This window comes from Peterkaempfera bronchialis, assembly GCF_003258605.2.
GTDB classification, from domain to species: domain Bacteria; phylum Actinomycetota; class Actinomycetes; order Streptomycetales; family Streptomycetaceae; genus Peterkaempfera; species Peterkaempfera bronchialis.
In genome coordinates this window covers 6,121,420-6,146,864 of the sequence record NZ_CP031264.1, presented here as the reverse complement: position 1 = coordinate 6,146,864, position 25,445 = coordinate 6,121,420, and the positions used below count along the sequence as shown (strand labels likewise).

Sequence of the window (25,445 nt, the reverse complement as noted above, 5' to 3'; positions counted from 1 at the left end):
ACTCGGGGGTCTGGTGACGCAAGCCTTGGTGGTGGGAGCCGGGACGTTCCGCGCGGCGCCGGCCGGCGAGTGGGACCCCGGCTCCCCCGCCGCTCCCGGCTTCGCCGACCTGCCGTGTGTGGCGCCCGCCGTCGCCGAGCTGGCCCGGGCGCTCACCCGCCTCCCCGGCGTCAGCCTGCACGGCACCGGCCCGCTGCTCGACCGGTCGCTGGAGGAGATCGGCGACGCCTGGCGGCTGGCCCTGGCGAACACGGCGGGCCGGTCCCTGGTGGTCCACATCACCGGACACGGCGTCACCGCCACCTCCCGCACCACGCTCTACGTCCCGGTGCCGGACACCGACCCCCGGCGGCTGCCGGACACCGCCCTCGGGGTGCACCGGTGGCTGGACGCGCTGGAGGACAACTCCGACACCGCGCCGACCCTGGTGCTGCTGGACGTCTGCGGCGCGGGCCGCGCCGTGGTGCACCAACTGGCGCAGCAGGTCCGGGCCAGACAGCGCAAGGCGTGGGTGATCGCGGCGGCCACCGAGGACGAGCGGGCGTACGGGGCGCGGTTCACCCTGGCCACGGCGGCGGTGCTGGACCGGCTGCGGGAGGGCTGGCTCGATGTCTCGCCGCTGCTCTCCCATGTACCGGTGGAGACCCTGGCGGAGGAGATCGACCGGGAGCTGGCCCGCCGCGACCCGCCGGGCAGGGACGGCTCCCTCCCCCAGACGGTGGTGCGCACCTCGCGGACCGAGGCGACGGCGGAGCCGCCGCCGTTCTTCCCCAATCCCGCGCACTCCGACGACCCGGTGGCGCGGCTGCACGGGCGGGTGGAGCGGGCGCTGTGGCAGTTCGCCACCGAGGCCGACCCGGGGCTTGACCCGATGCACTTCCTCTCCCGGGCGTCGGGGCGGCCGATCGGCGGGCAGTCGCTGACCGGGTGCCTCTTCACCGGGCGGGGGCCGGAGCGCGCCCGGTTCACCCGCTGGCTGGACGACCCCGCCGGGACCGAGCCGCCGCTGCTGCTGGTGACCGGCGGGCCGGGTACCGGCAAGTCGGCGCTGCTGGGCGTCACCGTCTGCCTGACCCACCCTCAGCTACGCGAGGTCACCGGCACCGTACGGAGCCGCATCCCGCTGCGCGAGCGGCCCCGGGAGCACCGGCGGCTGGCCGCCGTACACGCCCGCCGGCGCACCCCCGCGCAGGTGATGGCATCGGTGGCCGGGCAGTTGGGCCTGGGCGCGGCCCCGGGCGGCGGCTGGACGGCGGCGGCGCTGCTGGACCGGCTCCGCTCGGCGCCCTCGGCGGCGCCCGCCGTGGTGGTGGTCGACGCCCTCGACGAGGCCGAGCGGCCCGAGGAACTGGTGGACGGGGTGCTGCTCCCGCTGGCCGCCGCCGGTCAGCTCTGCCGGGTCGCGGTCGCCACCCGCCCCTGGCGGAGCAGGTTCCCCACGCTCTTCGCGGCGGCCGGGGACGGCGAGGGCCCGCTGGACCTGGACGCGGTGCAGCGCGACCGCCTGGAGCAGGAGCTGGCGGGCTATCTGGAGGAGCTGCTGTGGACGGCGCCCGGCTATGCGGCGGGCGACGCCGGACGGGAGGTCTCCGCGGCGCTGGCCGCACAGCTCGCGGGCTCCGCCGACAGCGGCGGCTTCCTGATGGCCGGGCTCTTCGCCGACCACCTCGCCGGACTCGGCCACCCGCTGACCCCCGACGAGGCGGCGGCGCTGCTGCCGGAGGACCTGCCGGGGATGCTGGAACTGCACCTGGACTCCCTGGAGCAGCAGAACGGCTGGCTGCGGCCCGTCCTGGCGGCCGTCGCCCACGGGCACGGCCAGGGCATGCCGTTCGACGTGGTCCAGGCGGTCGCCCCGGCGTTCCGCACCGCCCGGCCCGGCGCCGCGCCGGAGCCGCCGTCCCGCCGCGACATCCGGCGGGCGCTGGACACCGCCGCCTTCTATCTGCGGACCAGTACGGACACCGACGGCAGGCAGCTGTACCGCTTCTTCCACCAGCGCCTCACCGACCATCTGCGGGCCTGCTCCCCCGGGGCGGCCCCCGCCGTGCTGGAGCGGCTGCTCGGCCCGCCGGGCTCCGCCGCAGCCTGGCAGCTGGCCCCGCCGTATCTGCTGCGGCACGCCCTGGACCATGCGGCGGAGGCCGGACCCGCAGCGGTCGACGCCCTGCTGCTGGACCCGGGCTTCCTGGTGCACAGCAGCCCGGAGGCGCTGGCACCGCATCTGCACCGGGCCACCTCGCCCGCCGCCGTGGTCAACGCGGCGGTGCTGCGCACCTCCACCACCGGCCACCGGGGGCCGGAGGCCAGACGCGCGCTGCTGGCCGTCGACGCCGCCCGCTGGGGGCGGCCGGCGCTGGCCGAGGCGCTGAGCACCACCCCGGTCGCCGGGCCGGGCATGGCGGCGGTGCCGCGCTGGGCCACCGACGGCCTGACCCATCCGGCGCTGCGCCACACCCTGGGCGGTCTCGGCGGGGGCGCGGCGGCGGTGGCGGCGGCCGACATCGCGGGTCGGCCGCACGCGGTCACGGCCGGGCACGACGGCACGGTACGGGTCTGGGACCTCGCCGACGGCACCCTGCGGTACGCCCTGATGGGCCACCATGGGCCGGTGACCTCCGTGGGGGCGCCGCCTGGCCTGCCGCTGGCGGTCACCGCCGGGTACGACGGCACCGTACGGGTCTGGGACCTCGCCGACGGCACCCCGCGCCGCACCCTCGACGGCGGCGCCTGGCCGACCGCCGTCGCCACCGCCGCCGTCGGCGGCCGACCGCACGCCGTCACCGCCGGGCACGACGGGACCGTACGGGTCTGGGACCTGGCGGAGGGTGCCCTGCTGCACACCCTCGAAGGGCACCACGGGCCGGTCGGTGAGGTGTCCATCGCCGACCTGCGGGGCCGTCCGCATGCGCTGACCGGCGGCGAGGACGGCACGGTACGGGTCTGGGACCTGGCAGAGGGTTCCCTGCTGCACACCCTGGACGGCCGTCAGGGGCCGGTCACCGCCCTCGCCGCCGCGCCCGCGCCCCTGCCTGGTGGCCTGCGGGTCGCGGTCGCGGGCGAGGACCGCACCGTGCGGCTCTGGGACCTCACCCCGGACTCCGCCGCCGGAACCCTGCTGGCCTTCCCGCTGCCGGTCGGCGCGCTGGCGCTCTGCGAGACGGGCCTGCTGGCCGGCTTCGGCACGGAGACCGCCTTCCTTTCCTGGACGGACACCACCGCACCCGCACCCGCACCCGCACCCGCACCCGCACCCGCACCCGCACCCGAGGAGACTCCATGACGGACCCGACACCGGTCGTGGCGGTCCACGGCATCGGCAATCTGCAACCGGGCCGCGCCCCGGCAGAGGCCGCCGCTCTGCTGGCCGCGCAGTGGCAGCCCCGGCTGGCCGCCGGATACGCCGCCGCCGGGCTCCCGCACCTGCCCGTGCCCCGGCTGGAGGTCGCCTACTACGCGCATCTGCTGGCCGAGCCGCAGGCGCAGGGGGCTTGGGACGGTGACCTGGACGAGTTGACCGGCCATCAGTCGGTCGTCGCCGCAGCCTGGTTGCTGGCCGCCGGAGTGCCCGCCCCGGCAGAGGCGCAAGGGCCGGCCACCCTGCCGCTGCGCCAGGCGCTGGGCTGGCTGGCCGCCCGGCGCGGTGTCGCCGCCGACACCCTGGGCCGGGTCGTGGTGGCCCTCGCCCGCGAGGTGTACGTCTACCTCAGCCGCGCCGAGCGCCGCCGCCGCATCCGCGACACCGTCGCCGAGGCGGTACGGACCCACCGGCCCCGGGTGGTGCTGGCCCACTCGCTGGGTTCGGTGGTGGCCTATGAGGCGCTGCACGCCCACCCCGACCTTGAGGTCGACCTCCTGGTCACCCTGGGCTCGCCGCTCGGTCTGCCCGGCGCGGTCTTCGAAGCGCTGGAGCCCGAGCCCCGGGACGGCCGGGGCGCCCGCCCGCCGGGAGTGGCCCGCTGGGTGAACCTCGCCGACCCGGGAGACCTGGTGGCGCTGCCGCCCCGGCTGGGCGGCCGGTTCCCGGTGGACCGGCACGAGGAGGCGTACATCGGACGCATGGACTTCCACACCCTCGGCGGCTACCTGGGCTCCGGTCTGACCGCCACCGCCATGGCCGCGTACGCCACCTGAGACACCCTCGGCCGAGGCTGCCACCACGGGCCACCGCCCCCGCACCGGCCACCGACGCCGACCCAACCGCAGACCCCCGCACGGCTCGGCTCACGGCCCGGCTCCGACCGCCGCCGGCGGCGACGCCCTGCGGTGGGCCGGGCGATCTCCGTTGTCAGTGGTGGCGGCTAGCGTTCCTGACATCGTCGCAGTGCGGCCGGGGGAGCACCCCCCGGTCGGTGCTGCGTGCGTCCGAACGGCGAGAGGCGGCATCGGTGGGTTGGCTGGCGGCGGGCGACGGCTATGAAGTCGCCCTGATGGAAGGCCGGGTGGCGGCGCGGGCCACAACGGGCCGGGCGGCGGGGCGGCAGCTGAAGTCGCTGCCCAAGGCACTGCGGGAGCACCCCGAGGTGGACCGGCTGCGCCGGCTCGCCGAGTGGCTGGACCGGCATGGAGCCGCGTGCGTCCGGCAGGTGGACGCCTGGATGGTGTCGTCGCTGCCCGTCCCGACCGGCCTTCTGGCCGAGGTCTGGCCGGACGAGGCGTGGCAGGCGGCGCTGCGCGACCTGGCGGTGGTCGGCGACGACCCGGACGAGGTGGGCTTTCTGCGGGACGCCACCGACAGCGGCGAGCTGCGGGTGGTCAACCTGGACGGGGAGACCGTCCGCCTCTCCCCGGAGACGGTGACCCTGCCGCACCCCGTACTGCTGCCGGACCTGGACGAGCTGCGGGAGTTCGCCGCCGAACTGGGCGTCACCCAGCGGGTGGAGCAGATCCACCGGGCGACCTGGCGCAAGCCGGACGACCTGGCGGCGGGCGCGACCGAGGTCACCGAGTTCGCCGGTGCGACCTTCGCCTCCCGGTTCGGGCTCGCCGCGCGGGCCACCGCGCTGGGCTACCGGGTCTCCGGCGGCTACGCCACCTGCGCGGCGCGGGACGGCGGGCGGACCGCCGAGGCGGCGCTGTGGATCGGGGAGCCGTACTGGGAGGGCGACGCGGAGCCCGGCAACCTCACCTGGCAGGGCCCGGACGGCCGGTCGCTGCCGCTGCGGGAGGTCGGGCCGGTGGCCTGGTCGGAGGGAATGCGGATGGCCGCGGCACTGTATGCCGGGCGCCGGATCGAAGAGGAGAAGAGCCAGTGAACGGCGCGATGACGCAGGCCGAGGAGCTGCTGACGGCGGGCGCGGTGCTGCCGCCGGGTACGGAGGGCGCCGGTGAGCGGGCGGTGGAGCTGACCGCGCGCAGCTACCGCCACCCGGGCCTGGACGGCCGGACCGTGGTGCGGCTGGTCGCCGGGGAGCTGGGGGCTGCGGAGGACCTGGCGGCCGGCTTCCTCGGGCTGGAGCCCGCCGCCGAGCCCGCCGTGGTCGGGTTGGGGCTGCGGCAGTCCCTCGGTTTCCCGGAGTGGGTGCTGGTGCACCACCCCGGGGACGGGCACCATGCGCTGGCCGTGGTGCCGGAGCTGGAGCGGGCCGCCCGGCAGGCGACGTCCAAGCCGAAAGCGGCGCTGGACGCCTACCTGGAGTTGGCCGACCGGTTGGGCGCGGCCGTACCGCACTTCCTGCCGACCTTCTATGAGCAGGCCGCCCGCGCCTTCCTCGGGGTGGAGAACGCCACCTATGCGGCGCAGCTCTTCACCCGGGCACGCCGGGCGGAGGCCGAGCACGGCCTGACGGTGGACGAGGACCGGCTGGACGCGGTCTTCCTGGAGTTCGCCCTGGCGGGCGCGCTGCCGGTGAAGGTGCTCGCCGGCCATGCCAAGGAGCTGGCCGCGCGCGTCCCGGCGGCGGAGGCGTTCCGCCGGTTCCGGCTGCTCTGCGTGCGGCGCTGCGCCGGTGGCCTGCCGCCGTCCGTGCGGATGGCCACCGACCTGCGGCGGCTCGCCCGGGCGGCCGGCGCGGACCCGGCGGCGGCGGAGCAGGAGTACCTGGCCGAGCTGCTGGAGCTGCCGGCCACCCTGCGGGCCCCGGTGGGCTGGTGGACGTCGCACCGCCCGGCGCTGGTGGCCCTGGCCCGGCGTGATGCCACGGTGCGCGGCGCGCTGCTGGAGGTGATGCCGCGCGGCGGCGCCGACCTGATGGAGCTCTGGCTGGAGGTGCTGGAGGAGTCCGGTGCCGTCGCCGGGCTGGTGGACGGCACACCGCCGGAGCAGCCACGGCCCTCCGATGGCGTGGTCGGCTGGCTCCAGCGGTTCATCGACGCCCGCAACCCCCGCTGGGGCTATCCGCGCCGGCTGCCGGCCCTGTACGGGCTGGTGGAGCGCGCCGCCGGGCGGCTGCGCGCCGAACTGGCCGCCGACGGCGGCGCCCTGCGTCCCGGCCTGGACCTGGACCTGCTGGACCTGCTGCTCTCCCTGGACCTGCCGGTGGCCGACCCGGCGGAGGACCACTGGCTGCGGCTGGAGCCGTGGTCGGAGGGCGAGGGGCAGCGCGCTCTGCGCGCCCTGGCGGCCGACGACCGGTTCCGGGACTCCTTCCACCGGGGCGCCGACCGGCTCACCAACGACGCGGACGCCCGGCGGACCGTCCGGCTGCTGGCCTCCTCCCCCGGTGGACGGCCGCTGCTGACCGGGTGGATGCGCGCGGTGGCCCGCCGCTCCTGGGCGGGGCTCCCGCAACTGCCGCAGGCCATGGACCGGCTGACCTGGCTGCCCGGCGAGGCGCTGGCGCTGGCCGCCGACGAGGTCGCGGCGGCGGCCGGGGCCGACCTCGCCGCCGAGCTGGCGCGGACGCTGCGCGGCGGGATCTTCGACGAACTGGGCTGGCCCGCCTGGGACGAGGCCGTCGCCGCCCTGGTGAAGGCCAAGGACCACCATAAGCTGATCGTCTCCGACGCCTGGCCGCAGCTGGTCGTCTCCGGTCCGGCGCAGGCCCGGGTGATCGGTGCCGACGGCACCGCGCTCAGCCACGACCTGCGCATTCCGGCCGGGGACGCCTGGAGCGACCCCGCCTTCCACTGGGTCGACGGCGAACTGCTGGTGTACTGGCACTCCCGGCACCAGGACTACCGGCTGCGCGGCTACTGGCACCGCTCGGCGGGCCGGGTGCTGGACCTGGAGACGCAGGGCAGCGTCTGGCGGACGCACGACCAGTCGGTGACCCTGCCGCTGCCCGGCGGCGGCCGGACCACCGGCGAGGGCGTGCTGCACCCGGGGGACACCGCCGTGCCCCTGCGCCGGAATGTGATCGCCGACGCCGGCGCGTACTGGGTGTGGGACGGCCAGGAGCCGGCCGGCTGGCGGGAGTACGACCCGGCGAGCGGACAGCACGGCCGCCCGGGCCTGCCGGGCTTCCTCGCGGACGCGCTGCGGGACGCCCCGGCGGGCAGCTCCCTCGCCGCCGGGCAGAGCTGGCTGCGGCCTGCCGCCCCCGACACCACCGCGACCCCGGCGGGCATACCCGTCGGCGGCCTGCTGGGCTGGCGGGCGGTGCAGCTGCCCGACGGCTCATGGCGCGGCCAGGACCTGGCCGGACGCACCGTCACCACCAGCCGCGAGCAGGGCGCCCCGCAGCTGGCGCTGACCCTGCCCGGCGACGACCGGGCCCGCGCGCTGACCACCGCCTGGCGCACGGTCACCCTGCTCGACCCGGACGGCGTGGCCACCGCCACGGCCACCCCCGACGGCGACCCCGGCCCGTTCGCGGCCGGCAGTCCGCTGCTGCCGCCCCTCGCGTACTGGCACTGCCTGCGGCCCCGGGACCCCGAGGGTTCGGCGGCGCTGCGCCGGGTCGACCGGGAGACCGCCGCCGCGCTGCTCAAGGCCGCCGCCCCGGGGACCGCCCCGGGGAGCGCCCCGGTCGGGGACGCGGAGTTGGCCGAGGAGGTCCGCGCGCTGCTGCCGCAGGTGGCCGATGAGGCGCTGGTCGCCGGGATCGCCGGGGTGGTCCGGTATGCCGTCGCGCAGCAGGCCACCCTGGACCGGGTCGGCGTCAGGCTTGCCGAGGCGCTGGCCGGGGTGGGGCCGGAGGAGCTGCCGGACGGCCCCGACGACCGGCGGGTGGAGTCCGCGCTGAGCGGTCTCATCGGTACCTCGCGCCACTGGTGGGGGGAGCCCGGGCGCACCACCTTCGACCAGCTGCGGCTGGTCGGCCGGGCGCTGCGGGCGGCGCCGCCGGCGGCGGGGCGGCCCGGTCCGGACGGCGGTCTGCACCTGGACGGCACCGAGCTGCCCAACCCCCGGTTGCAGTGGTGGCCGCCACTGCTGGACGGAGGCGCGGCGCTGGCCTTCCGGTACGCGGTGGAGACCACGCCGCAGGAGCACCGCGACACCCTGCGCGACCTGCTCGGCGAGCTGGACGGGCTGGGGTTCGTCCCGGCCTCCGGCGCGGTGCCGTGGCGGCTGGTCACCCTTCGGCTGGACGCGGCGGTGCTCACCGCGCGCGGCAACCGGCCCACCTCCTGGCGGGGGCTGCTGCCACTGGACAGCGGGGCGCTGCTGGCCGTGCTGGACACGCTCGACACGGACACGGCGGGGCACCGCTTCACCGGCCTGCTGCACGACCCGTCCGGGCAGGCGGCGCCCGGTCGGCCGTACACCGTGCTCTCCACCGCGCCGGTGCTCGACGGGCTGGGGGCGGACCGGCTCGCCGCCGTCCTGGCCGCCACGTCCGGGCGCGGTCCGGCGCCCTGGCGGCCCGAGGCGGCCGAGGAGTTCGCCCGGCTCACCGGGGTCTCGCCGACCATGGCCCGCCTGGTGGTCGCCGGGATGCCGTGCGTGGACAACCGCGAGCGGGCCTTCCTGCCCTCCGGGCTGCGTACCGCGCTCGGGCTCAAGGCGGCCGACGCCTCGGTGGCCAGGGACGAGCTGCGCCGCCTCGCCCCGGCGGTGCGCCGCGCGGTGGTCGCCGCGCTGCTGCCGGACGACCCGGACCGGCTCTGGAGGGACGGCCCGGACGTGGCGGCGGCTGCGGCGGTCTGGATCGAGAAGGTGGGACGGCGGGTCGCCGTGCCCGAGTGGCTGACCGTGGAGGCGGTGCGTGCCGTGCCCGCGTCCCCGGGTCCTGCGCTGCTGCTGCCCGCGCTGCTGGACCCCGCCTCGTCGCCGGAGCTCACCCGCGACCTGGAGTGGGCCGTCCGCCGCGACCGGGTGGCTCCGGTGGACCAGCGCGCCGACGGCTTCGGCGCGGGCGTGCTGACCACCGTGGTCGCCCTGACCGGCTGGCTGGCCCACCGGCTGCCCGCCGGGGACCCGGTGCGGGCGGCGCTGCCCGCCGTGCCCGGTCTGCTCCGCGACCGGCTGGCCCACCCCGGCCTGATGCTGGACCTCGGCCGCTATGTCAACCTGCCAGGGTTCCGCAAGGTGGCGGGCACGCCCACCGAGGTCGGCGACGGCTGGGAGCGCTACGGCGCCGTCATCATGGCCACCCATGACGACCAGCCCGCGCCGGGCCTGCGCACCGCCCTGCTGGACGCGGCCGGCGGCGACCCGTACCTGGCCGCGCTGCGCGGTGCCGACCAGCAGCCGTTCCCGGTCGAGGTGGCGCTGCGTACGGCCCTCTCCGACCGGTTCGCCGCGCTGCTGGCCGACCCGGGCGACCCGGCCGCCGGGGAGCGGGACGCGGACGGCACCTGGTGGCCGCAGGACCCGACCCGGTCGGTGCCCGAGCTGGTCGCCGAGGCAGCCGGGGAACACGGTCTGGGGGCCGACGCCGCCGCGCTCTATCTGATGCTGCTGGCGATGCCCGACCCGACGGACCGCGCCACCGCCCGCTGGACCGGCTGGAAGCCCCGCCGGCTCAAGGCGGCCCGCGCCGAACTGGCCGGGTCCGGGCTGGTGGTCGAAGCCAGCCGCGCCCGGGCCGGGAGGTCGCTCTTCCTGCCGGGCGGCTGGGTGGCGCTGCGGTCCCCGCACCTGCCGCTGGAGCTGTGGAAGCTCCCGCTGTTCGACCTGGCGGAGGGTCACTCCCCCGACGGTGCCGTGGTGCCGCTGGAACTCCACGCCGACCTGTACCGCAGGGCCTGGCAGCGGCTTGGGGAGGGCGACGTACCGCGCTTCGAGCAGCTCAAGGTCCGGCGTACCAAGCGTCGCTGACACCGCATCACCTGAACGGACCGGCCGTGCGCGGCCGGAGAGAGACGAGGAACCACCACCCATGACCCTGACCGACCCCCGGGCAGCCGCCCCCGCGGCCCGGCAGATACTGCCCGCCGAGGAGCGCCACGCCGCCGAGCTGGCCTTCCTCGCCGCCCACGACGACGGCCCCCGGCCGCCCGGCTGGGCACTCACCCCGCGCGCCGTGGTCACCTTCGTCTGCGGCAGCGCGGGGGAGCAGCTGGAACTTCCCAAGGACCGCCGCACGGCCGGGACCGGCGGCGCCGCACTGCCCGCCCGGATGGCGGTCAGCGCCAAGTTCGTCGGCGAACGCGCCCTGGTCGAGCGGTGCGTGGTCACCCTCGCCGGGGAGCGCGGTCTGCTGCTGGTCGGCGAGCCGGGCACGGCCAAGTCGATGCTGTCCGAGCTGCTGGCCGCCGCCGTCTGCGGCACCAGCGCGCTGACCGTGCAGGGCACCGCCGGCACCAGCGAGGACGCCTTCCGCTACGGCTGGAACTACGCCCTGCTGCTTGCCCAGGGGCCCAGCCGGCAGGCGCTGGTGGACTCCCCCGTGCTCACCGCGATGCGCAGCGGCCGGGTCGCCCGGATCGAGGAGATCACCCGCTGCCTGCCCGAGGTGCAGGACGCACTGGTCTCCCTCCTCTCGGACCGGCGGGTCAATGTCCCCGAGCTGGCGGACACCCCGGACGGTACGGTCGCGGCCGCGCCCGGTTTCACCGTGATCGCCACCGCCAACCTGCGCGACCGGGGCGTCTCGGAGATGTCGGCCGCCCTCAAGCGGCGGTTCAACTTCGAGACGGTGGGGCCGATCGCCGACGCGGAGACCGAGACCGCGCTGGTGCGCCGTCAGGCGGTGGCCGCCGTGCAGCGGGCCGGGGCCGCCTTCGCGGTGGACGACTCGGTGCTGGACGCCTTGGTGACCGTCTTCCGCGACCTGCGGTCCGGCCGGTCGGCCGAGGGCTGGGACGTGGAGCGGCCGGGCACCGTCCTCTCCACGGCCGAGGCCGTCCAGGTCGCCGCCTCCCTCGGGGTCGCCGCTGCGTACCTCCCGGCGGGCGACGTACTCGACCTGGTCCCCGGCCATCTGCTGGGCGTGGTCCGCAAGGACGACCCCGCCGACCACGGGCGGCTGCTGGGCTACTGGGACGGGCCGGTACGGCGCCGGGCGGAGGACGGCTCGGCGATGTGGCGCCGGCTCTGGGACCTGCGGGAGACACTGCGTTGACCGGAACCACTCCCCGTACGGACGGCGATCCCCGGGCCGCCGTCGCCGCCCTGGCCGACTCGGTGCGGCCCCATCTGCTCGGGGTACGCCACCACAGCCCGGCGCTGGCCGCCGCCGTCCCGGCACTGCTGGACGCGTCGGGGGCCGAGGTGGTCTGCGTCGAGCTCCCGGCCGACTTCCAGCGGTGGCTCGGCCACCTGGCCGACCCGGGCACCCGGGCGCCGGTGGCCCTCGCCGGGTCCGGTGGCGACGGGCGGCTCGCCTTCTACCCGCTCGCCGACTTCTCCCCCGAGCTGGCCGCCATCCGCTGGGCCCGCGACCGGGGCGTCCCCGTGGTCTGCTGCGACCTGCCGCTCGCCGACCCGGCCTGGTCCCGGGCAGTGCTCCGGACGGCCCGGCGGCGGAGGGCCCGGCGGCTGAGGGCCCGGCGGCGGACGGCCCGGCGGCGGACGCTTTGGCGGAGGGCCGCTCGTTCGGGGAGGCGCTGGCCACGGCGGGAACCGGCCGGGACGGCGACGACATGTGGGACCGGGCGGTCGAGGTCCTCGCCCCGGGCTGCCCGCCCGAGGCGGTCCGCAGGGCCGCCCTGGGCGTGGGCTGGGCGCTGCGCCGCGACGCCGAGCGCCGGGGCGGCGTCCCCGCCGCCGACCTGGCCCGCGAGGCGCATATGCGCCGCACCATCGCCGACGCCGCCGCAGGCGGCCGCCGGGTGGCCGCCGTCATCGGCGCCTTCCACGCCCCGGCCCTGGCAGACCGCCCACCCCACGTCACGCCCACCCCCGAACCGCAACCCACCACAGACGGTCACCACCAGACCACCACCGACGGCACCCCACCCGCCACGGCCGAAACCACAACTGACGGCCTCACAGGCAACGACACCCCCGAACCGCGACCCGCCGCAGACAGCCACCACCAGACCACCACCGACGGCACCCCACCCGCCACGGCCGAAACCACAACTGACGGCCTCACAGGCAACGACACCCCCGAACCGCGACCCGCCGCAGACGGCCGGAGCGGCGCGGCCGGGGCCATGACCACCGCAGCCGGCACGACGGCGGGGCCGACCCCCGACGCGCCCGCCGGGCAGGGCGGCGTGCCCGCCGCTGGCGGCGAGCCGGTGGTCACGTCGCTGGTACCCTATGCCTTCGACCTGCTGGACTCCCGCTCCGGCTACCCCTCCGGTATCCGGGACCCGCGCTGGCAGCAGGCGGTGCTCACGGCGGGCGGCGACCCCGAGCGGGTGCGGAATGCCGCCGCCCGGGCCGTGACCGACCTCTGCCGGGAGCTGCGGGCCGCCGGGCATACGGCGGGTACCGGGGAGGCCGCCGAGACGCTGCGGCTGGCCTGCGACCTGGCGCGGCTGCGGCAGCTGCCCGCACCCGGTCGCGGCGAGCTGCTGGAGGCGGTGGGCATGGTGCTGGGTCAGGGGGAGTTGCTGGGCCGGGGCCGGGCGCTCGCCCAGGCTCTGGAGACGGTGCTGGTCGGTACCGAACGGGGCCGGACCGCTCCGGGTACGCCCCGGTCCGGGCTCGGTCCGTCGGTGGAGGCCGAGTTGGCCGACCTGCGGCTGCCCGGCCCGGACGACCCGGACTCCCGTGAACTGCGGCTGGACCCGCTGCGCTCCCGGCTGGACCGCCGCCGGGAGACCCTGCTCCGGCGGCTGCTGGTCTGCGGGGTCGGCTACGGCAGGCCCGTGGAGGTGGCCGCCACCGGGGACGGTACCGCGCTCACCACCCGGTGGCAGCTCCGCTGGACCCCGTCCGTGCCCGCCCTGCTCGACCTGGCCGGTGTCCGGGGGGTCACCTCCGCACAGGCCGCCGCCGGGACGCTGCGCGAGACCTTCCGCCGGGAGTCCGCCGAGGGCGGCCCCACCTGCGGTCAGGTACTGGACGGGCTGCGCGCCGCCGCCCGCTGCGACCTGCCGGAGCTGGTCGCCGACCGGCTCGGCGTCGCCGCCGAGGCGCTGCCGTCCGCCGCCACCCTCGGCGAACTGCTCGACGCCCTGGACCTGTTGGAGGCGCTGCGCCGCGAGCAGCTGGCCGGGACCACGCCCGAGCTGCGGGAGCAGGCGGCCGAGCTGACCGGTCTGCTGCTGGAGGCCGCCGTCCGCTCGCTGCCCGGGTTGGCCGGCAGCGACCGCCCCGAGGACGCCGCAGCCCTGGTCGCGCTGGCGATCCGGGCGGGCGAGCACCGCCTGGGCCTGCGGCTGGACGGCTCGCTGGCCGACCTGGCCCATACGGGCTCGCCGCTCGTCCAGGGCGCCGCACTGGCCGTACGGGTGCTGCTCGACCTGGACGGCCCGGACACCCTGGGGACCCGCGCCGCCGCCTGGGTGGACGCCGCCACCGGGCCCGAGAGCCGCCGGCGGCTGTCCCGGCTGCTCGGCGGAGTGCTCACCGCCGCCGGTCCGCTGCTGGAGTCCGCCCCGGCTGCCCTGGATCCGCTGCTGGACCGCGTCGACGGCCTGCCCGACCAGGGTTTTGTGGACCGGCTGCCGGCGCTGCGCGGCGGGTTCGACGCCCTGCCCCCGGCCGGGCGCGACCGGCTGCTGCGCACCGTCACCGAACGTCTGGGCGACCGGCTGGACCTGACCCTCTCCGCCCCGCCGGAGCTGACCGCCCTCTGGGCCGCCGCAGACACCGCCGGGCTGGCCGCCCTCACCGCACTCGGCCTGCCCGTCCCCGACCTCACCGACCTCACCGCTCTGCCCGACACACCCGCCGCGCCGGCCGAGCCCGGCGGTGCGGCGCGGCGGATCGGCCGCGCCGACCGGTGGCGGCTGCTGCTCGGCCGCCAGACGGACCGGTTGCCGCCCGGTGCCCGCCGCTATGCGCGCGCCCTGGACGAGCTCTACGGGACGGGCCATGGCGAGGGCGCCGCCGAGCTGGGGCAGGGGCCGGGCGGCTCCACCGGGGCCGGCGGCGGCCAGGACGACTCCTTCCCCACCGCCCGCGAGTGGGCCGCCGAACTGGACGCCCTGTTCGGCACCGAGCTACGCGAGGAGGTGCTGGGCCGGGCCGCCGACGGGGGGCGCACCGATGTGCTGGCCGAGCTTGACCCGGCTTCGGTACGCCCCTCGGTCGAGCTGCTGACCTCCGTCCTCTCGCTGGTCGGCGGCATGCCCGAGCAGCAGCTCGCCCGGCTGCGTCCGCTGGTCCGGCGTCTGGTGGACGACCTGTCCAGGGAGTTGGCCACCCGGCTGCGCCCCGCCCTCACCGGGCTGGCCACGCCCCGGCCGACCCGCCGCCCCGGGGGCGGGCTCGACCTGCCCCGTACGCTGCGGGCCAATCTGGCGCACGCCCGCAGGCTGGGCGACGGCCGGACCGTCGTCGTCCCGGAGCGGCCGGTGTTCTCCTCGCGGGCCCGTGCGGAGGCCGACTGGCGGCTGATCCTGGTGGTGGACGTCTCGGGTTCGATGGAGGCGTCCGTGGTGTGGTCGGCGCTGACCGCCGCCGTACTCGGCGGCGTGAAGACGCTCTCCACGCACTTCCTGGCCTTCTCCACCCGGGTGATCGACCTGACGGAGCAGGTGGCGGACCCGCTCTCGCTGCTGCTTGAGGTACGGGTCGGCGGCGGCACCCATATCGCCGCCGGGCTGGCCCACGCCCGGTCCCTGGTGACCGTGCCCAGCCGCACCCTGGTCGTGGTGGTGAGCGACTTCGAGGAGGGGTACCCGCTGGGCGGGCTGCTCTCCGAGGTCCGCTCGCTGGCCGGCTCCGGGGTGCACCTGCTGGGCTGCGCCGCCCTGGACGACGGCGGCGCTCCGCGCTACTCGGTACCCATCGCCCAGCAGCTCGTCGCGGCCGGGATGCCGGTCGCCGCCCTCAGCCCGCTCGCCCTCGCCCGCTGGGTGGGCGAACGCCTCCGCGGAGAACCCCGTTGACCTCTTCCCCGACCACCTCCCCCGCCCCCGCCCCCGGCCCCGCCCCCGACACCGACACCGACACCGCCGTCGCTCCGGCCGAGTGGCTTCCGCCCGCCTCTCCGCAGGTGCTGGCCGAGGCGGTGGAACAGCTCACCCCACGGCTGCGCAAGCGGCTGGACGCGGCAATCGAGCGCATCGCCGACAGCCCCACCGCCGCCGAGGACGGCACCGTCCGCATCGTCTGCGGCGAGGACGCCGTGGTCACCCTGCGGCCCGGCCCGTCCGGCGCGCTCACCGACGCGGAGGCAGCGCAGTGCAGTTGCCTGCTGGCGCCCCGCTGTCTGCACCGCGCCGCCGTGCTCGGTGCCTGCCCGGTCGCCGCCGCCTCGGAACCGGAACCCGCAGCCACCCACCCCCGGCCGAACCGGACACCGCGACCGCCGACGCCCCCGCAGCCGTGCCACCCACCGCCGACCAGGTGGCGGCGGCCTCGGCGCTCTGGTCGGCGGCGGCAGCCGTCCTCGCCGCCGGTGCGCCCGCTGCGGGCGCGGTGCTCCAGGCGGACCTGCTGCGCGCCGCCCACACCGCCCGGCTGGCCGGGCTGCTGCGCGCGGAGGCCGCCGCGTTGCGCACGGTGCGGGGCCTGCGGGCGGCCCGGGCCCGGTACGACGGCCACCGCACCGCCGACCTGGTCGCGGCGCTACGCGAACTGCTGCTGGTCTCGGCCAGGTTGGCCGCCGCCGACCCCGACCCGGCGCTGCTGGGCACCGGCCGCCGGGACTACCGGCCGGGCGGCTCCCTCCGGGTGCTCGGCCTCTGCCGGGAGCCGGTGATCAGCGCCACCGGCTATGGCGGCGTGGTGACCCATCTGCTGGCGGAGGACGGCCGCCGGTTCACCGTCGCCGATGTGAAGCCCGGCGGTCCGGCCCGCGCCCGTGGCGCGGCAACCGCGCCGGTCGCCCTCTCCACCGCGCTGAACCACGCCCAGCTGGCCCGGGGCGGCCTGCTGATCTCCGGCGCCACGGTCTCGCCCGACGGGCGGCTGGGCGCGGGCCGCTCGGTACGGGCCCATCCGGTGCCCGGTGTGCCGTGGTCGGCCGAGCCGGTGGCCGCCCTGTTCGCCCGCTCCCCCGCCGAGGCGGTCGCCGCCGCCCTCGCTGCGGCGGACGACGACGGCGGCGACGGCAGTGGCGGTGGCGGTGGCGGCAGAGGCGGTCCGGAGCAACTGATCGGCTGCGATCTGCTGGTCATCGGCGCCTCCGGCGACCGCTTGACCACCCGCCGGCTCGACTCCGGCACCGTCGTCCGGCTCGCCCCGGCCTCCCACCACCCCGACCTGGCCCACACCGCCAATCTGCGGCTGCTCGGCTCCCGGCCGGGCCTGCACCTCCGGGTGCTGGGCCGCCCCGACCTGGACCGGACCGCCACCCTGCGCCCGCTCGCGGTCGGCCCGGTCCCGGGGTCCACCGCGACCCTGCGGCTGCCCGAGGAGTGGCTCGGCCGCGCGGACCTGGGGTACGACCGGCTCCAGGGCGCCCAGTTGCCGCCCGCAGCGGAGTGCCCCTCGCCTCCGGAGGCGCCGACCGGCCTCGACCCGCTGGCCGACTCCCCGCTGTGGCGGGTGCGCCGACTGGTGGAGCTGGCCGTCACCGGGGGCCGCCGCGCGGCGGCCGAGGCGGGCAGAGGTTCAGCGGCGGCCGGTCAGGGCGCGGCGCTGCGCCGCACGGGCTTCCCGGTCGCGGCCGGGCTGGCCGCCGCCCTGACCGCCGAGGCGGACCGCCGGGGCCGCGATGTCTTCGGCCGCCTGACCGACCCGGGGCCGGACCGCTACGCCCGCGCCTGGCTGGCCGCCGCCGTCCATCTCACCACCGCCGAGCGGGCCGTGGTCCGCACCTCCTGGTCGGCTGACGGCCCGTCATAACGCCTGGGAAACCCCGCAGGGCACCCCGAGGGGTGCCCTGCGGGGTGCCCTGCCCGGCGGCCTGACGCAGCCGTCCGGCTACCTCCGGGCCACCAGCAAGACGATCAGCGCGATCACGGCCAGGGCCGCGACCGAGGCCGCGAAGATCTTGCCCGCGCTGTACGGACGCTCACCGATCACCTCGCCGGTGCGCGCGTTCACCATCACCTGCCAGGTCTTCCCCGCGTGCAGATAGCTGAGGAACCACACCGGGAGCAGCATCAGCTTGAAGGTGAGGTCGAAGTAGCGGGTGTCGACCGAGGAGACCCGCTGCTCGTCGCCGCCGATGTCGGACCGGCAGTCGGACTCGATGACCGGCGCCATCCGCTGCTTGGCCGTCTCCAGGCCCTCCTCGGGCTCGATGTCGTAGCGCACGGTCTGGAACCCGGCCAGGTACTCCTCCTGGTAGGGCTTCGCCTCCTCCAGCGGCCAGGGTGTCAGCTTGTCCAGCTGCTTGGCGGCCACATGCCCGGTGGCCGCCACCAGCACATCGTCGAAGTCCCGGGAGACGGTGCCGGAGGCCGCGTGCCAGCGGGTGTGCTGCACCTGGCGGGTCTCGGTGCGGGTCTCGCCGTTCTCGGTGACGGTGTGGGTCTCGGTCACGTAGTAGTGCTCGCCGCGCTGGCCCCGGTAGTCGGAGACGGTGGACGCGTCATAGGTCCAGTGCGGCAGGTAGCTGCCCTTGAAGGTCTCCGCCTCGGTGACCTTCTTCAGCCCCTTGGGGGCGAACCAGCGGGAGGAGGCCCAGCTGCGCAGCGCCTCGCGGGCTCCGTCGCGGTCCAGCCCGAAGGGGACCACGGCCTCCGGGACCACCCGCTCGGTGGCCGCCGCGTCCGCCACCAGCGGGGTGGCGCAGAACTGGCACCGGACCGAGAGGGTGTCGCTCTCGGTCCGGGCGTGGCAGCCGGGGCAGACGAAGACCTGGGCGGTCCGGCCCGGCGCGGACTGCGGCTTGGCGGGCAGCGTCGCCAGCTCCTCGATCGGGTGCTCGTGCACCTGCCGGGGCAGCGGGACGATCGCCTGCTGGTGCTTGCAGTACGGGCAGCGGAGCGCGTCGGTGCCCGGCGCGTACTCCACGGTGGCCCCGCATGCCTCGCAGGGATAGGAGCGGGAGGTGGTGGTCTCGGCGGGGGTGCCCGGTTCGTCGGTCATGGCGTGGCCCCCGCCCTCAGGCCTGCGGCGGGAGGGGCGGCGGGACACTGCCGAAGAGCCGGTTCACCTCGGGCACCTGCTCGGCCGGGAGCCAGCCGGACATGCCGTTCTGCCAGACCAGGGTGGTCCGGTTCAGGGTGCCCGCGCCGACCAGGCCCGCCAGGGCGGCACTGTCGTACGGGCCCTGCTGGGCGCCGCCGACGCCGATGAACCACTGCTCCTGCTGCGGCAGCGGCGGCGGCCCCGCAGCGGGCGCGGGGGCGGGAACGGGCGCGGGTGCCTGCTGCGGGGCGAGACCGGCCGCCATCCGCTGGCCCATCGCCATGCCGAGGCCCAGCCCCAGGCCCTCGCCCGCGCCACCGCCGGGGTTGCGGGCGGCGTCGCCGATCGCATTGGCGGCCTGGAACTGGGTGTACTGGTCCAGGTTGCCCGCGATGCCCATCCGCGAGCGGGTGTCGATGGCGGCCTCGACCTCGGGCGGCAGCGAGATGTTCTCGATGATGAACTTGGGCACCGCGATGCCGACCGAGGCCAGCTCCTCGGTGAGGACGCCGGCCAGTCGGGCGCCGATCTCGTCCTGCCGGGTGGCCAGGTCCAGCATCGGCACCCCGGCGGTGGCCAGGGCGTTGGAGAGCCGGCCGACGATCAGCTGCCGCAGGTACTCCTGCACCTCCTCGGTGCGGAACTGCGGATCGGTCCCGGCCAGTTCGCGCAGCAGCGCGGCGGGGTCCACCACCCGGGCGGCGAAGGCGCCGAAGGCCCGCAGCCGCACCATGCCGAACTCGGCGTCGCGGACGATGACGGGGTTCTGCGTGCCCCACTTCATGTCGGTGAACTGCCGGGTGGTGACGAAGTACACCTCGGCCTTGAAGGGCGAGTGGAAGCCGTACTTCCAGCCCTTCAGGGTGGCCAGCAGCGGCAGGTTCTGCGTCTCCAGGGTGTAGGTGCCGGGCGTGAAGACGTCGGCGATCTGACCCTCGTTGACGAAGACCGCGACCTGGGACTCCCGCACGATGAGCTTGGCGCCCATCTTGATCTCGTTCTCATAGCGCGGGAAGCGCCAGACGATGGTGTCCCTGCTGTCGTCGGTCCACTCGACGATGTCGATGAACTCCCCGCGGATGCGGTCCATCAGGCCCATGGCCCACTCCCCCCGTTCCTTGCGTGCTGTACAGACCGAGCGACCCGAACCATAGCAACCGGCACCGACAGCCGGTCAGGGCCCCGTCCGCAATGCCTTGAGCCGGGCCACGTCGGCCGCGTGGCCCTCCCCTGCGGACCCGTGGTCCGGCGTCTCCACGACCAGCGGGACGCCGCGCGTCGCGGGGTGCGTGAACAGCTCCCGGAAGGGCTCGGCGCCGATGTGCCCGGCGCCGATGTTGGCGTGCCGGTCCTTGCGGGCGCCGGCGATGTCCTTGGAGTCATTGGCGTGGATCAGTCCCAGCCGCCCCTCGCCGACGGCGGCGACCAGCAGGTCCAGCGCCTCCTTCACCCCGCCCGGCGCCGCCAGGTCGTGCCCGGCGGCGAAGGCGTGGCAGGTGTCCAGGCAGACGCCGACCCGGGGGTGCCGGTCCAGCGCGTCCGCGTACTCGGCGAGTTGCTCCAGCCGGGAGCAGAGCGAGCGCCCCTGGCCCGCAGTGGGCTCCAGCAGCAGCCGGGGCGCATCCTCGCCCAGCCGGTCCAACTCGTCCAGCAGCGGCCGTACATCCTCCCGGACCTGCGCCATCGCCTCCGCGTAGCGCGAGCCGCCGCCCGGTGCGGTGCCCACCGCCGAGCCGGTGTGCACCACGACGCCGAGCGCGCCGATGGCGTGCGCCCGCAGCAGCGAGTGGCGCAGCGAGGCGGTGGACCGCTCACGGGTCGTCGCATTGTCCGAGCCGAAGTTGATCAGGTAGGGGGCGTGCACAAAGGCCGGTACGCCCTCGTGGGCGCACCTCTCCCGGAACGCCGCGTCCTGCGCCGGGTCGCCCGCCGGGGTGGCCCAGCCGCGCGGGTTGGCGACGAAGACCTGCACCGCCTCGGCACCGGTCTTCCGCGCGTACGCCAGGCCCGTTCCCACCAGTCCCCGTCCGGCCACCGGCACATGCGCCCCCACCGGGTTGCGGGCGGCGGCGGGCGAAGCGGGCGGCGGGAGCTGAGGGGTCGGCGGCGGTACGTCCATGTTCCCGAGCATGCCACGGCACCGGGTGCCCGCAGCGGCCCGGCCCCCAGGGGGGCGCACGGCCGGGGCCGGGCCGCCGTGCGGCGGCCCGGCCCCGGTGCGGTGCCCGTCAGTGGCCGAGGGCGTCCTCGTCCTCGCGGGCCTTCCTGGGCAGCAGGAAGGCGACCAGGAAGGTGAGCAGCAGCATGCCGTCCACCACCCAGAGGATCGTCTTCATGGCGGAGCCGAAGCCCTCCTGGAAGGCGGTCCTGCCGGTGCCCTCCAGGGCCTTGCCGACCACGGCCGCGGCCTCCGGGGAGGTCGACGCGGCGCGGGCGTCGCCCTCCAGCCGGGTGCAGGAGGCGGGGGTCTCGGCGGGGTCCTTGGCCACCGCGCGGTCGTGGGTGCAGTCGTGCACTCCCCGGACCAGGGTGTCCTGGGCGGCGCCGGTGATCTGCACCGCCGCCAGCCGCGAGCGGAGCGCGGGGGCGGCGTCGTCGGCGGCGGAGCCGACGCCGCCGCCCAGCAGGCCGAGGAAGACCGTGCCGAGCAGGGCCACGCCGAAGGCGCCGCCGAGCTGCTGCACCGCCGTCATGGTGCCGGAGGCCGATCCGGTCTCATGGGGTTCCACCCCGGCCAGCACGATGTCGAAGAAGGGGGCCATCAGCAGGCCCATGCCGATGCCGGTGACCAGCAGGGCCGGGGTGAGCTGCCAGGGGGTGACGCCGGTGCCGACGGACTCCAGGGTGATCCAGATGCCGAAGACGCCGGACGCCATCACCAGCGCGCCGCCGTGCAGCACCCGGCGGCCGAACCGCTTCACCGCCTGGGCCAGGCCGAAGCCCACGATCATGCCCGCCGACCAGGGCACCATGGCCAGTCCGGCGCGCAGCGTCGAGTAGCCGAGGCCCAGCTGCGTATAGAGGTTGAAGACCAGCATGAAGCCGTTCATGCCGGAGAAGAAGACCAGCCCGACGATCATGCCGCCGCTGAAGCCGCGCTTGCGGAAGAGGCTCGGCACCACCAGCGGGTCGCCGCCGGCCCGGCTGCGGCGCGACTCGTACCAGCCGAAGACCGCGAAGACCACGGCGGAGGCGGCGATCATCGCGAACGTCCAGAGCGGCCAGTCGTACTCGCGGCCCTGCACCAGCGGGAAGATCACCAGCAGCCCGGCGAGCGAGACCAGCAGCATCCCGGGGATGTCCAGCTTCAGCGGGTGCGGGGATCGGCCGTCCGGCAGGAAGCGCAGCGCTCCGAGCACGGCGGCCAGGCCCAGCGGCAGGTTGATCAGGAAGATCATGCGCCAGCCGGTGCCGAAGTAGTCGGCCTCGACCAGCCAGCCCGCCAGGATCGGTCCGCCGACCGCCGAGAGCCCCATGACCGGGCCGAACATGCCGAATGCGGCCTGCATCTCCTTGGGCGGGAACATCTCCTTGATCATGCCGAGGCCCTGCGGCAGCATCACCGCGCCGAAGAGCCCCTGCACGACCCGGGCGCTGATCAGCATCTCCGGCGACTGCGCCACGGCGCAGAGCAGCGAGCCGGCCGTGAAGCCGACGGCGCCGATCAGGAACATCCGCTTGCGGCCGTGGATGTCGCCGAGGCGGCCGCCGGTGATCAGGCCGACGGCCATCGAGAGGGTGTAGGCGGCGCCGAGCCACTGGATGGTGTTCGCGCCGCCGCCGAGGTCCGCCCGCATGGAGGGGCCGGCGATATTGGTGACCATGGCGTCGAGGAGGTCCATCACCTCGGCGGCCAGGATCACAAAGAGTGCGGCCCAGCGCCATCGGTACGGCGCGGGCTCGGTGGTTGCCGCCTCTGCGGGCGCAACACCGGTGGTGGTCATAAAAGGGACTCCCCCCATCGGATGAACGGCGTTCACCATACCTGATCGGCGTTCTCCAAGAGAACACCGTTCTTACGATATAGCGCAAGAATCGTGAGGACAAGATATATCGCATCCTCGAACGCCGTTCACCCACCCTGATCACCGTTCAGCCGGCCCCCTACACTGGGGCACATGAGCGACGCACTGCCGCAGGCGCCCTGGGAGCGGGCACGCCGACCGCCGACCCCGGCCAGGGTGCCGCTCACCCGTGACCGGATCGTCGACGCGGCGTTCACCGTCCTGGACCGGGAGGGGCTCGACGGGCTGTCCATGCGTCAGGTGGCCGCCGAACTCCAGGTGGCCGTCTCGGCGCTGTACGCCCATGTCAGCGCCAAGGACGAGCTGCTGGAGCTGATGTACAACCGGATGTTCGTCGGCTACGAGCTGCCCGAGCCCGACCCCGAGCGCTGGCAGGAGCAGGTGAAGGACTTCGCCCGCCAGGGCCGGGCACGGCTGCTGGCGCACCGGGACATGGCCCGCATCTCCATGGCCCATGTGCCCTTCACCTCCGAACTGCTCCCCCACGTCGAGCAGTTCCTCGCCATGTTCCGCACCGCCGGCCTCCCGGACCGGATCTCCGCGGTCGCCGGCGATGTGCTCTCCACCTACCTGGACGGCTTCACCCTCGAAGAGGGCATCTGGACCGACCGGATGCGGCAGGAGGAGGACGGCGACGGGACGGCCTCCTGGCAGCAGCGGAAGAGCGAGATGCAGCAGTACTTCGCCGCCCTCCCCCAGGACCGCTTCCCCCATCTCACCGCCCTGGCCCACCTGATGGCCGACGAGACCCAGGACCAGCGCTTTGAACTCGGACTGGAGATCATCGTCCGTGGCCTCGCCAGCTACCTGGACGAACCCCGCGACTGATTTCCGTTGTCCGCCCGGCGCCCGGACGTCTCCTAGGGAGACGGTCCGCGCCCGGCTGCGCGCGACCGCACCAGCAACGCCGAACGAGAGAGTGGAGCGACATGCGCGGAACCGGTCGCAGTGGACCCGACGTCCGGACGGTGGCCGCCGCCCGGGGCGGCGACCGGCAGGCGCTCGATGCGCTGGTGGCCGACTCCCTTCCGCTCGTCTACAACATCGTCGGGCGGGCGCTGGACGGACACAGCGATGTGGACGACGTGGTGCAGGAGACGCTGCTCCGGGTCGTCCGCAGCCTGGGCGACCTGCGCGACCCGGCGGCGTACCGGTCCTGGCTGGTGGCCATCGCGGTACGCCAGGTGCGCGACCATGAGCAGGCCCGCAGGGCGGCACGGCAGCGCAGTGCGGACCTCGACACGGCCGACCGGGTGCCGGACCCGGCGTCCGACTTCGCCGCGGTGACCATCCTCCGGCTGGGCCTCACCGACCAGCGCCGCGAGGTCGCCTCGGCCACCCGCTGGCTGGACGGCGACGACCGGGCGCTGCTGGCGCTCTGGTGGCTGGAGGGGACCGGGGAGCTGGACCGCGCGGAGCTGGCGCATGCGCTCGGCCTGTCGGGGCGCCACACAGCGGTGCGGGTCCAGCGGATGAAGGAGCAGATGGAGACCGCCCGCACGGTGGTGCGGGCGCTGGAGGCGCGGTCCGGCTGCCCGGAGCTGCGGGACCTCGCCCGCAGCTGGGACGGGGTGCCGAGCCCGCTCTGGCGCAAGCGGTTCGCCCGGCATGTGCGCGGCTGCGGGGACTGCGGGCGGCTCGGCGGCGACCTGCTGCCGATGGACCGCCTGCTGGGCGGGCTGCCGCTGCTGGTGCCGCCGGTGGGCGCCGTCCTGCCGCAGCTCGCGGCGGACCCGTACGGCTCCCCCACACCGCAGACCGCACCGCAGGCCGCACCGCAGGCCGGGCTGCCTGCCGGGCCGCGCTCCCATCGGCGGCGCGGTGTCTCCAGGGGCACCCACGCGGCCGGTCCGCGGCGGGTCGGCCGACTGGCGGGCGCGGCGGCCGTCGCGGCGGTGGCCGCCGCCGTCGCGGGGGTGCTGGTCGCCGGTCACCTGACCGGGAGCCCGGCAGTCCGGTCGGTTGCCGACGGCTCCGCGACGCCTCGGATCGCCGCCGAGGCACCGGCCGCCGCCACCTCCGCGCAGGCGTCCGCGACGGCCTCGCCGTCCCCGACCGCCTCACCCACGGCCTCGGCCGACCGCAAGCCCTCCCGTTCCCCCTCGGCGCGCACCTCGTCCTCGGCCGCGTCCGCGCCGCCGACCGCCGCCTCGCCCGCCGCCAGGCCGAAGCCGGCGGCCCCCGCACCCGCCGTGCCGGTGGTCTCCTCCGCGAAGAAGGGGGTCGGCGTCTGGACGTTCCCCGGCTCCGACCAGGCGCTCGCCCAGTCGGGCGCAGGCTGGTACTACACCTGGTCGGCGCAGCACCCGGGCGTCAACGGGCCCGCCTCGGTGGGCTTCGTACCGATGGTCTGGGGCGCCGCCTCCACCGACCCGGCGACCCTCGCCCAGGCGAAGGCGGCGGGCCCGTACCTGCTGGGGTTCAACGAGCCGGACATGGGCGCCCAGTCCAATATGACGGTGGATCAGGCGCTGTCGCTCTGGCCCAAGTTGATGGACGCAGGGCGGATCCTGGGCAGCCCGGCGGTCGCCTACGGGGGTGACACGCCCGGTGGTTGGCTGGACCGCTTCATGTCCGGCGCCGCCTCGCGCGGCTACCGGGTCGACTTCATCACGCTGCACTGGTACGGCGGGGACTTCACCACGGACGCGGCGGTGGGCCAGCTGCGGTCGTACCTCCAGGCCGTGCACGACCGGTACGGGAAACCGATCTGGCTCACCGAGTTCGCGCTGATCGACTTCTCGCAGGGCACCCGGTTCCCCACCGCGCAGCAGCAGGCCGCGTTTGTCACCGCCGCCACCCGGATGCTGGACGGCCTGCCCTATGTGCAGCGGTACGCCTGGTTCGGGCTCGGTGCCTCGGACACCGAGCCCAGCAGCGGCCTCTTCCGCAGCGGCCCGGTGGCGACCGAGGCCGGCCGGGCCTTCCAGGCCGCCCGCTGACGGCGGCGCCTGCCCCGGGGACGTCGGGCGAATCGATGTCCGACCCGGCTCGACCGTAGGCTT

The 25,445-nt window shown here is 76.1% G+C and carries 13 protein-coding genes and 1 pseudogene; 10 read left to right on the top strand and 4 right to left on the bottom strand.

What is annotated here, in order from left to right; translation table 11 throughout:
- The first annotated feature begins 13 nt into the window (after positions 1-13).
- The 8 genes and pseudogenes from C7M71_RS26355 to C7M71_RS26325 all read left to right on the top strand — a co-directional run bounded on the left by C7M71_RS26355 (position 14) and on the right by C7M71_RS26325 (position 17,182).
- On the top strand, positions 14-3,283 hold the full coding sequence (locus tag C7M71_RS26355) for a WD40 repeat domain-containing protein (RefSeq protein WP_162824389.1): 3,270 nt from the start codon (positions 14-16) through the stop codon (positions 3,281-3,283).
- Complete coding sequence (locus C7M71_RS26350; RefSeq protein ID WP_111493170.1) at positions 3,280-4,134, top strand: serine peptidase; 855 nt, start codon at positions 3,280-3,282, stop codon at positions 4,132-4,134. The genes C7M71_RS26355 and C7M71_RS26350 overlap by 4 nt, the downstream gene beginning before the upstream one ends.
- Before the next feature lie 254 nt (positions 4,135-4,388).
- Positions 4,389-5,255: a DUF4132 domain-containing protein gene (locus tag C7M71_RS26345; protein ID WP_111493172.1), complete on the top strand. Its 867-nt coding sequence runs from the start codon at positions 4,389-4,391 to the stop codon at positions 5,253-5,255.
- Positions 5,256-5,263: 8 nt separating this feature from the next.
- Positions 5,264-10,144 carry a DNA-binding protein gene (locus C7M71_RS26340; protein WP_111493173.1) on the top strand — a complete coding sequence of 1,627 codons (4,881 nt, stop codon included), beginning with the start codon at positions 5,264-5,266 and terminating at the stop codon, positions 10,142-10,144.
- Between the two features lie 61 nt (positions 10,145-10,205).
- Positions 10,206-11,390, top strand: coding sequence for an ATP-binding protein (locus tag C7M71_RS26335; protein ID WP_111493171.1), 1,185 nt, complete (start codon positions 10,206-10,208; stop codon positions 11,388-11,390).
- A pseudogene (locus C7M71_RS33025) lies at positions 11,351-11,791 on the top strand (DUF5682 family protein); the annotation flags it as partial. The gene C7M71_RS26335 and the pseudogene C7M71_RS33025, both read left to right, overlap by 40 nt.
- A 53-nt stretch (positions 11,792-11,844) precedes the next feature.
- Positions 11,845-15,279, top strand: coding sequence for a DUF5682 family protein (locus tag C7M71_RS26330; RefSeq protein ID WP_229758920.1), 3,435 nt, complete (start codon positions 11,845-11,847; stop codon positions 15,277-15,279).
- Between the two features lie 439 nt (positions 15,280-15,718).
- Positions 15,719-17,182, top strand: coding sequence for a hypothetical protein (locus tag C7M71_RS26325; protein WP_322975202.1), 1,464 nt, complete (start codon positions 15,719-15,721; stop codon positions 17,180-17,182).
- Between the two features lie 78 nt (positions 17,183-17,260).
- On the opposite strand, the gene C7M71_RS26320 is transcribed toward C7M71_RS26325, so the two are convergent.
- From C7M71_RS26320 to C7M71_RS26305, 4 genes are all read right to left on the bottom strand, one after another.
- A complete protein-coding gene (locus C7M71_RS26320) occupies positions 17,261-18,373 on the bottom strand; it encodes a hypothetical protein (RefSeq protein ID WP_111493920.1) in 1,113 nt (370 codons plus the stop codon).
- Between the two features lie 16 nt (positions 18,374-18,389).
- Positions 18,390-19,514, bottom strand: coding sequence for an SPFH domain-containing protein (locus tag C7M71_RS26315; protein ID WP_111493914.1), 1,125 nt, complete (start codon positions 19,512-19,514; stop codon positions 18,390-18,392).
- Positions 19,515-19,589: 75 nt separating this feature from the next.
- Positions 19,590-20,534, bottom strand: a complete 945-nt coding sequence (locus C7M71_RS26310; protein WP_111493922.1) for a deoxyribonuclease IV — start codon at positions 20,532-20,534, stop codon at positions 19,590-19,592.
- Between the two features lie 109 nt (positions 20,535-20,643).
- Positions 20,644-22,359, bottom strand: coding sequence for an MFS transporter (locus C7M71_RS26305; RefSeq protein ID WP_111493916.1), 1,716 nt, complete (start codon positions 22,357-22,359; stop codon positions 20,644-20,646).
- A gap of 174 nt (positions 22,360-22,533) precedes the next feature.
- Between C7M71_RS26305 and C7M71_RS26300 the strand changes: the two genes are divergently transcribed.
- Both C7M71_RS26300 and C7M71_RS26295 read left to right on the top strand, forming a co-directional pair.
- Entirely contained in the window at positions 22,534-23,268 is a 735-nt protein-coding gene (locus C7M71_RS26300; RefSeq protein WP_111493918.1) for a TetR/AcrR family transcriptional regulator, read from the top strand.
- Positions 23,269-23,369: 101 nt separating this feature from the next.
- Positions 23,370-25,382 (top strand): sigma-70 family RNA polymerase sigma factor, encoded by a 2,013-nt coding sequence (locus C7M71_RS26295; protein ID WP_114914586.1) that lies wholly within the window; start codon positions 23,370-23,372, stop codon positions 25,380-25,382.
- Positions 25,383-25,445 lie beyond the last annotated feature (63 nt).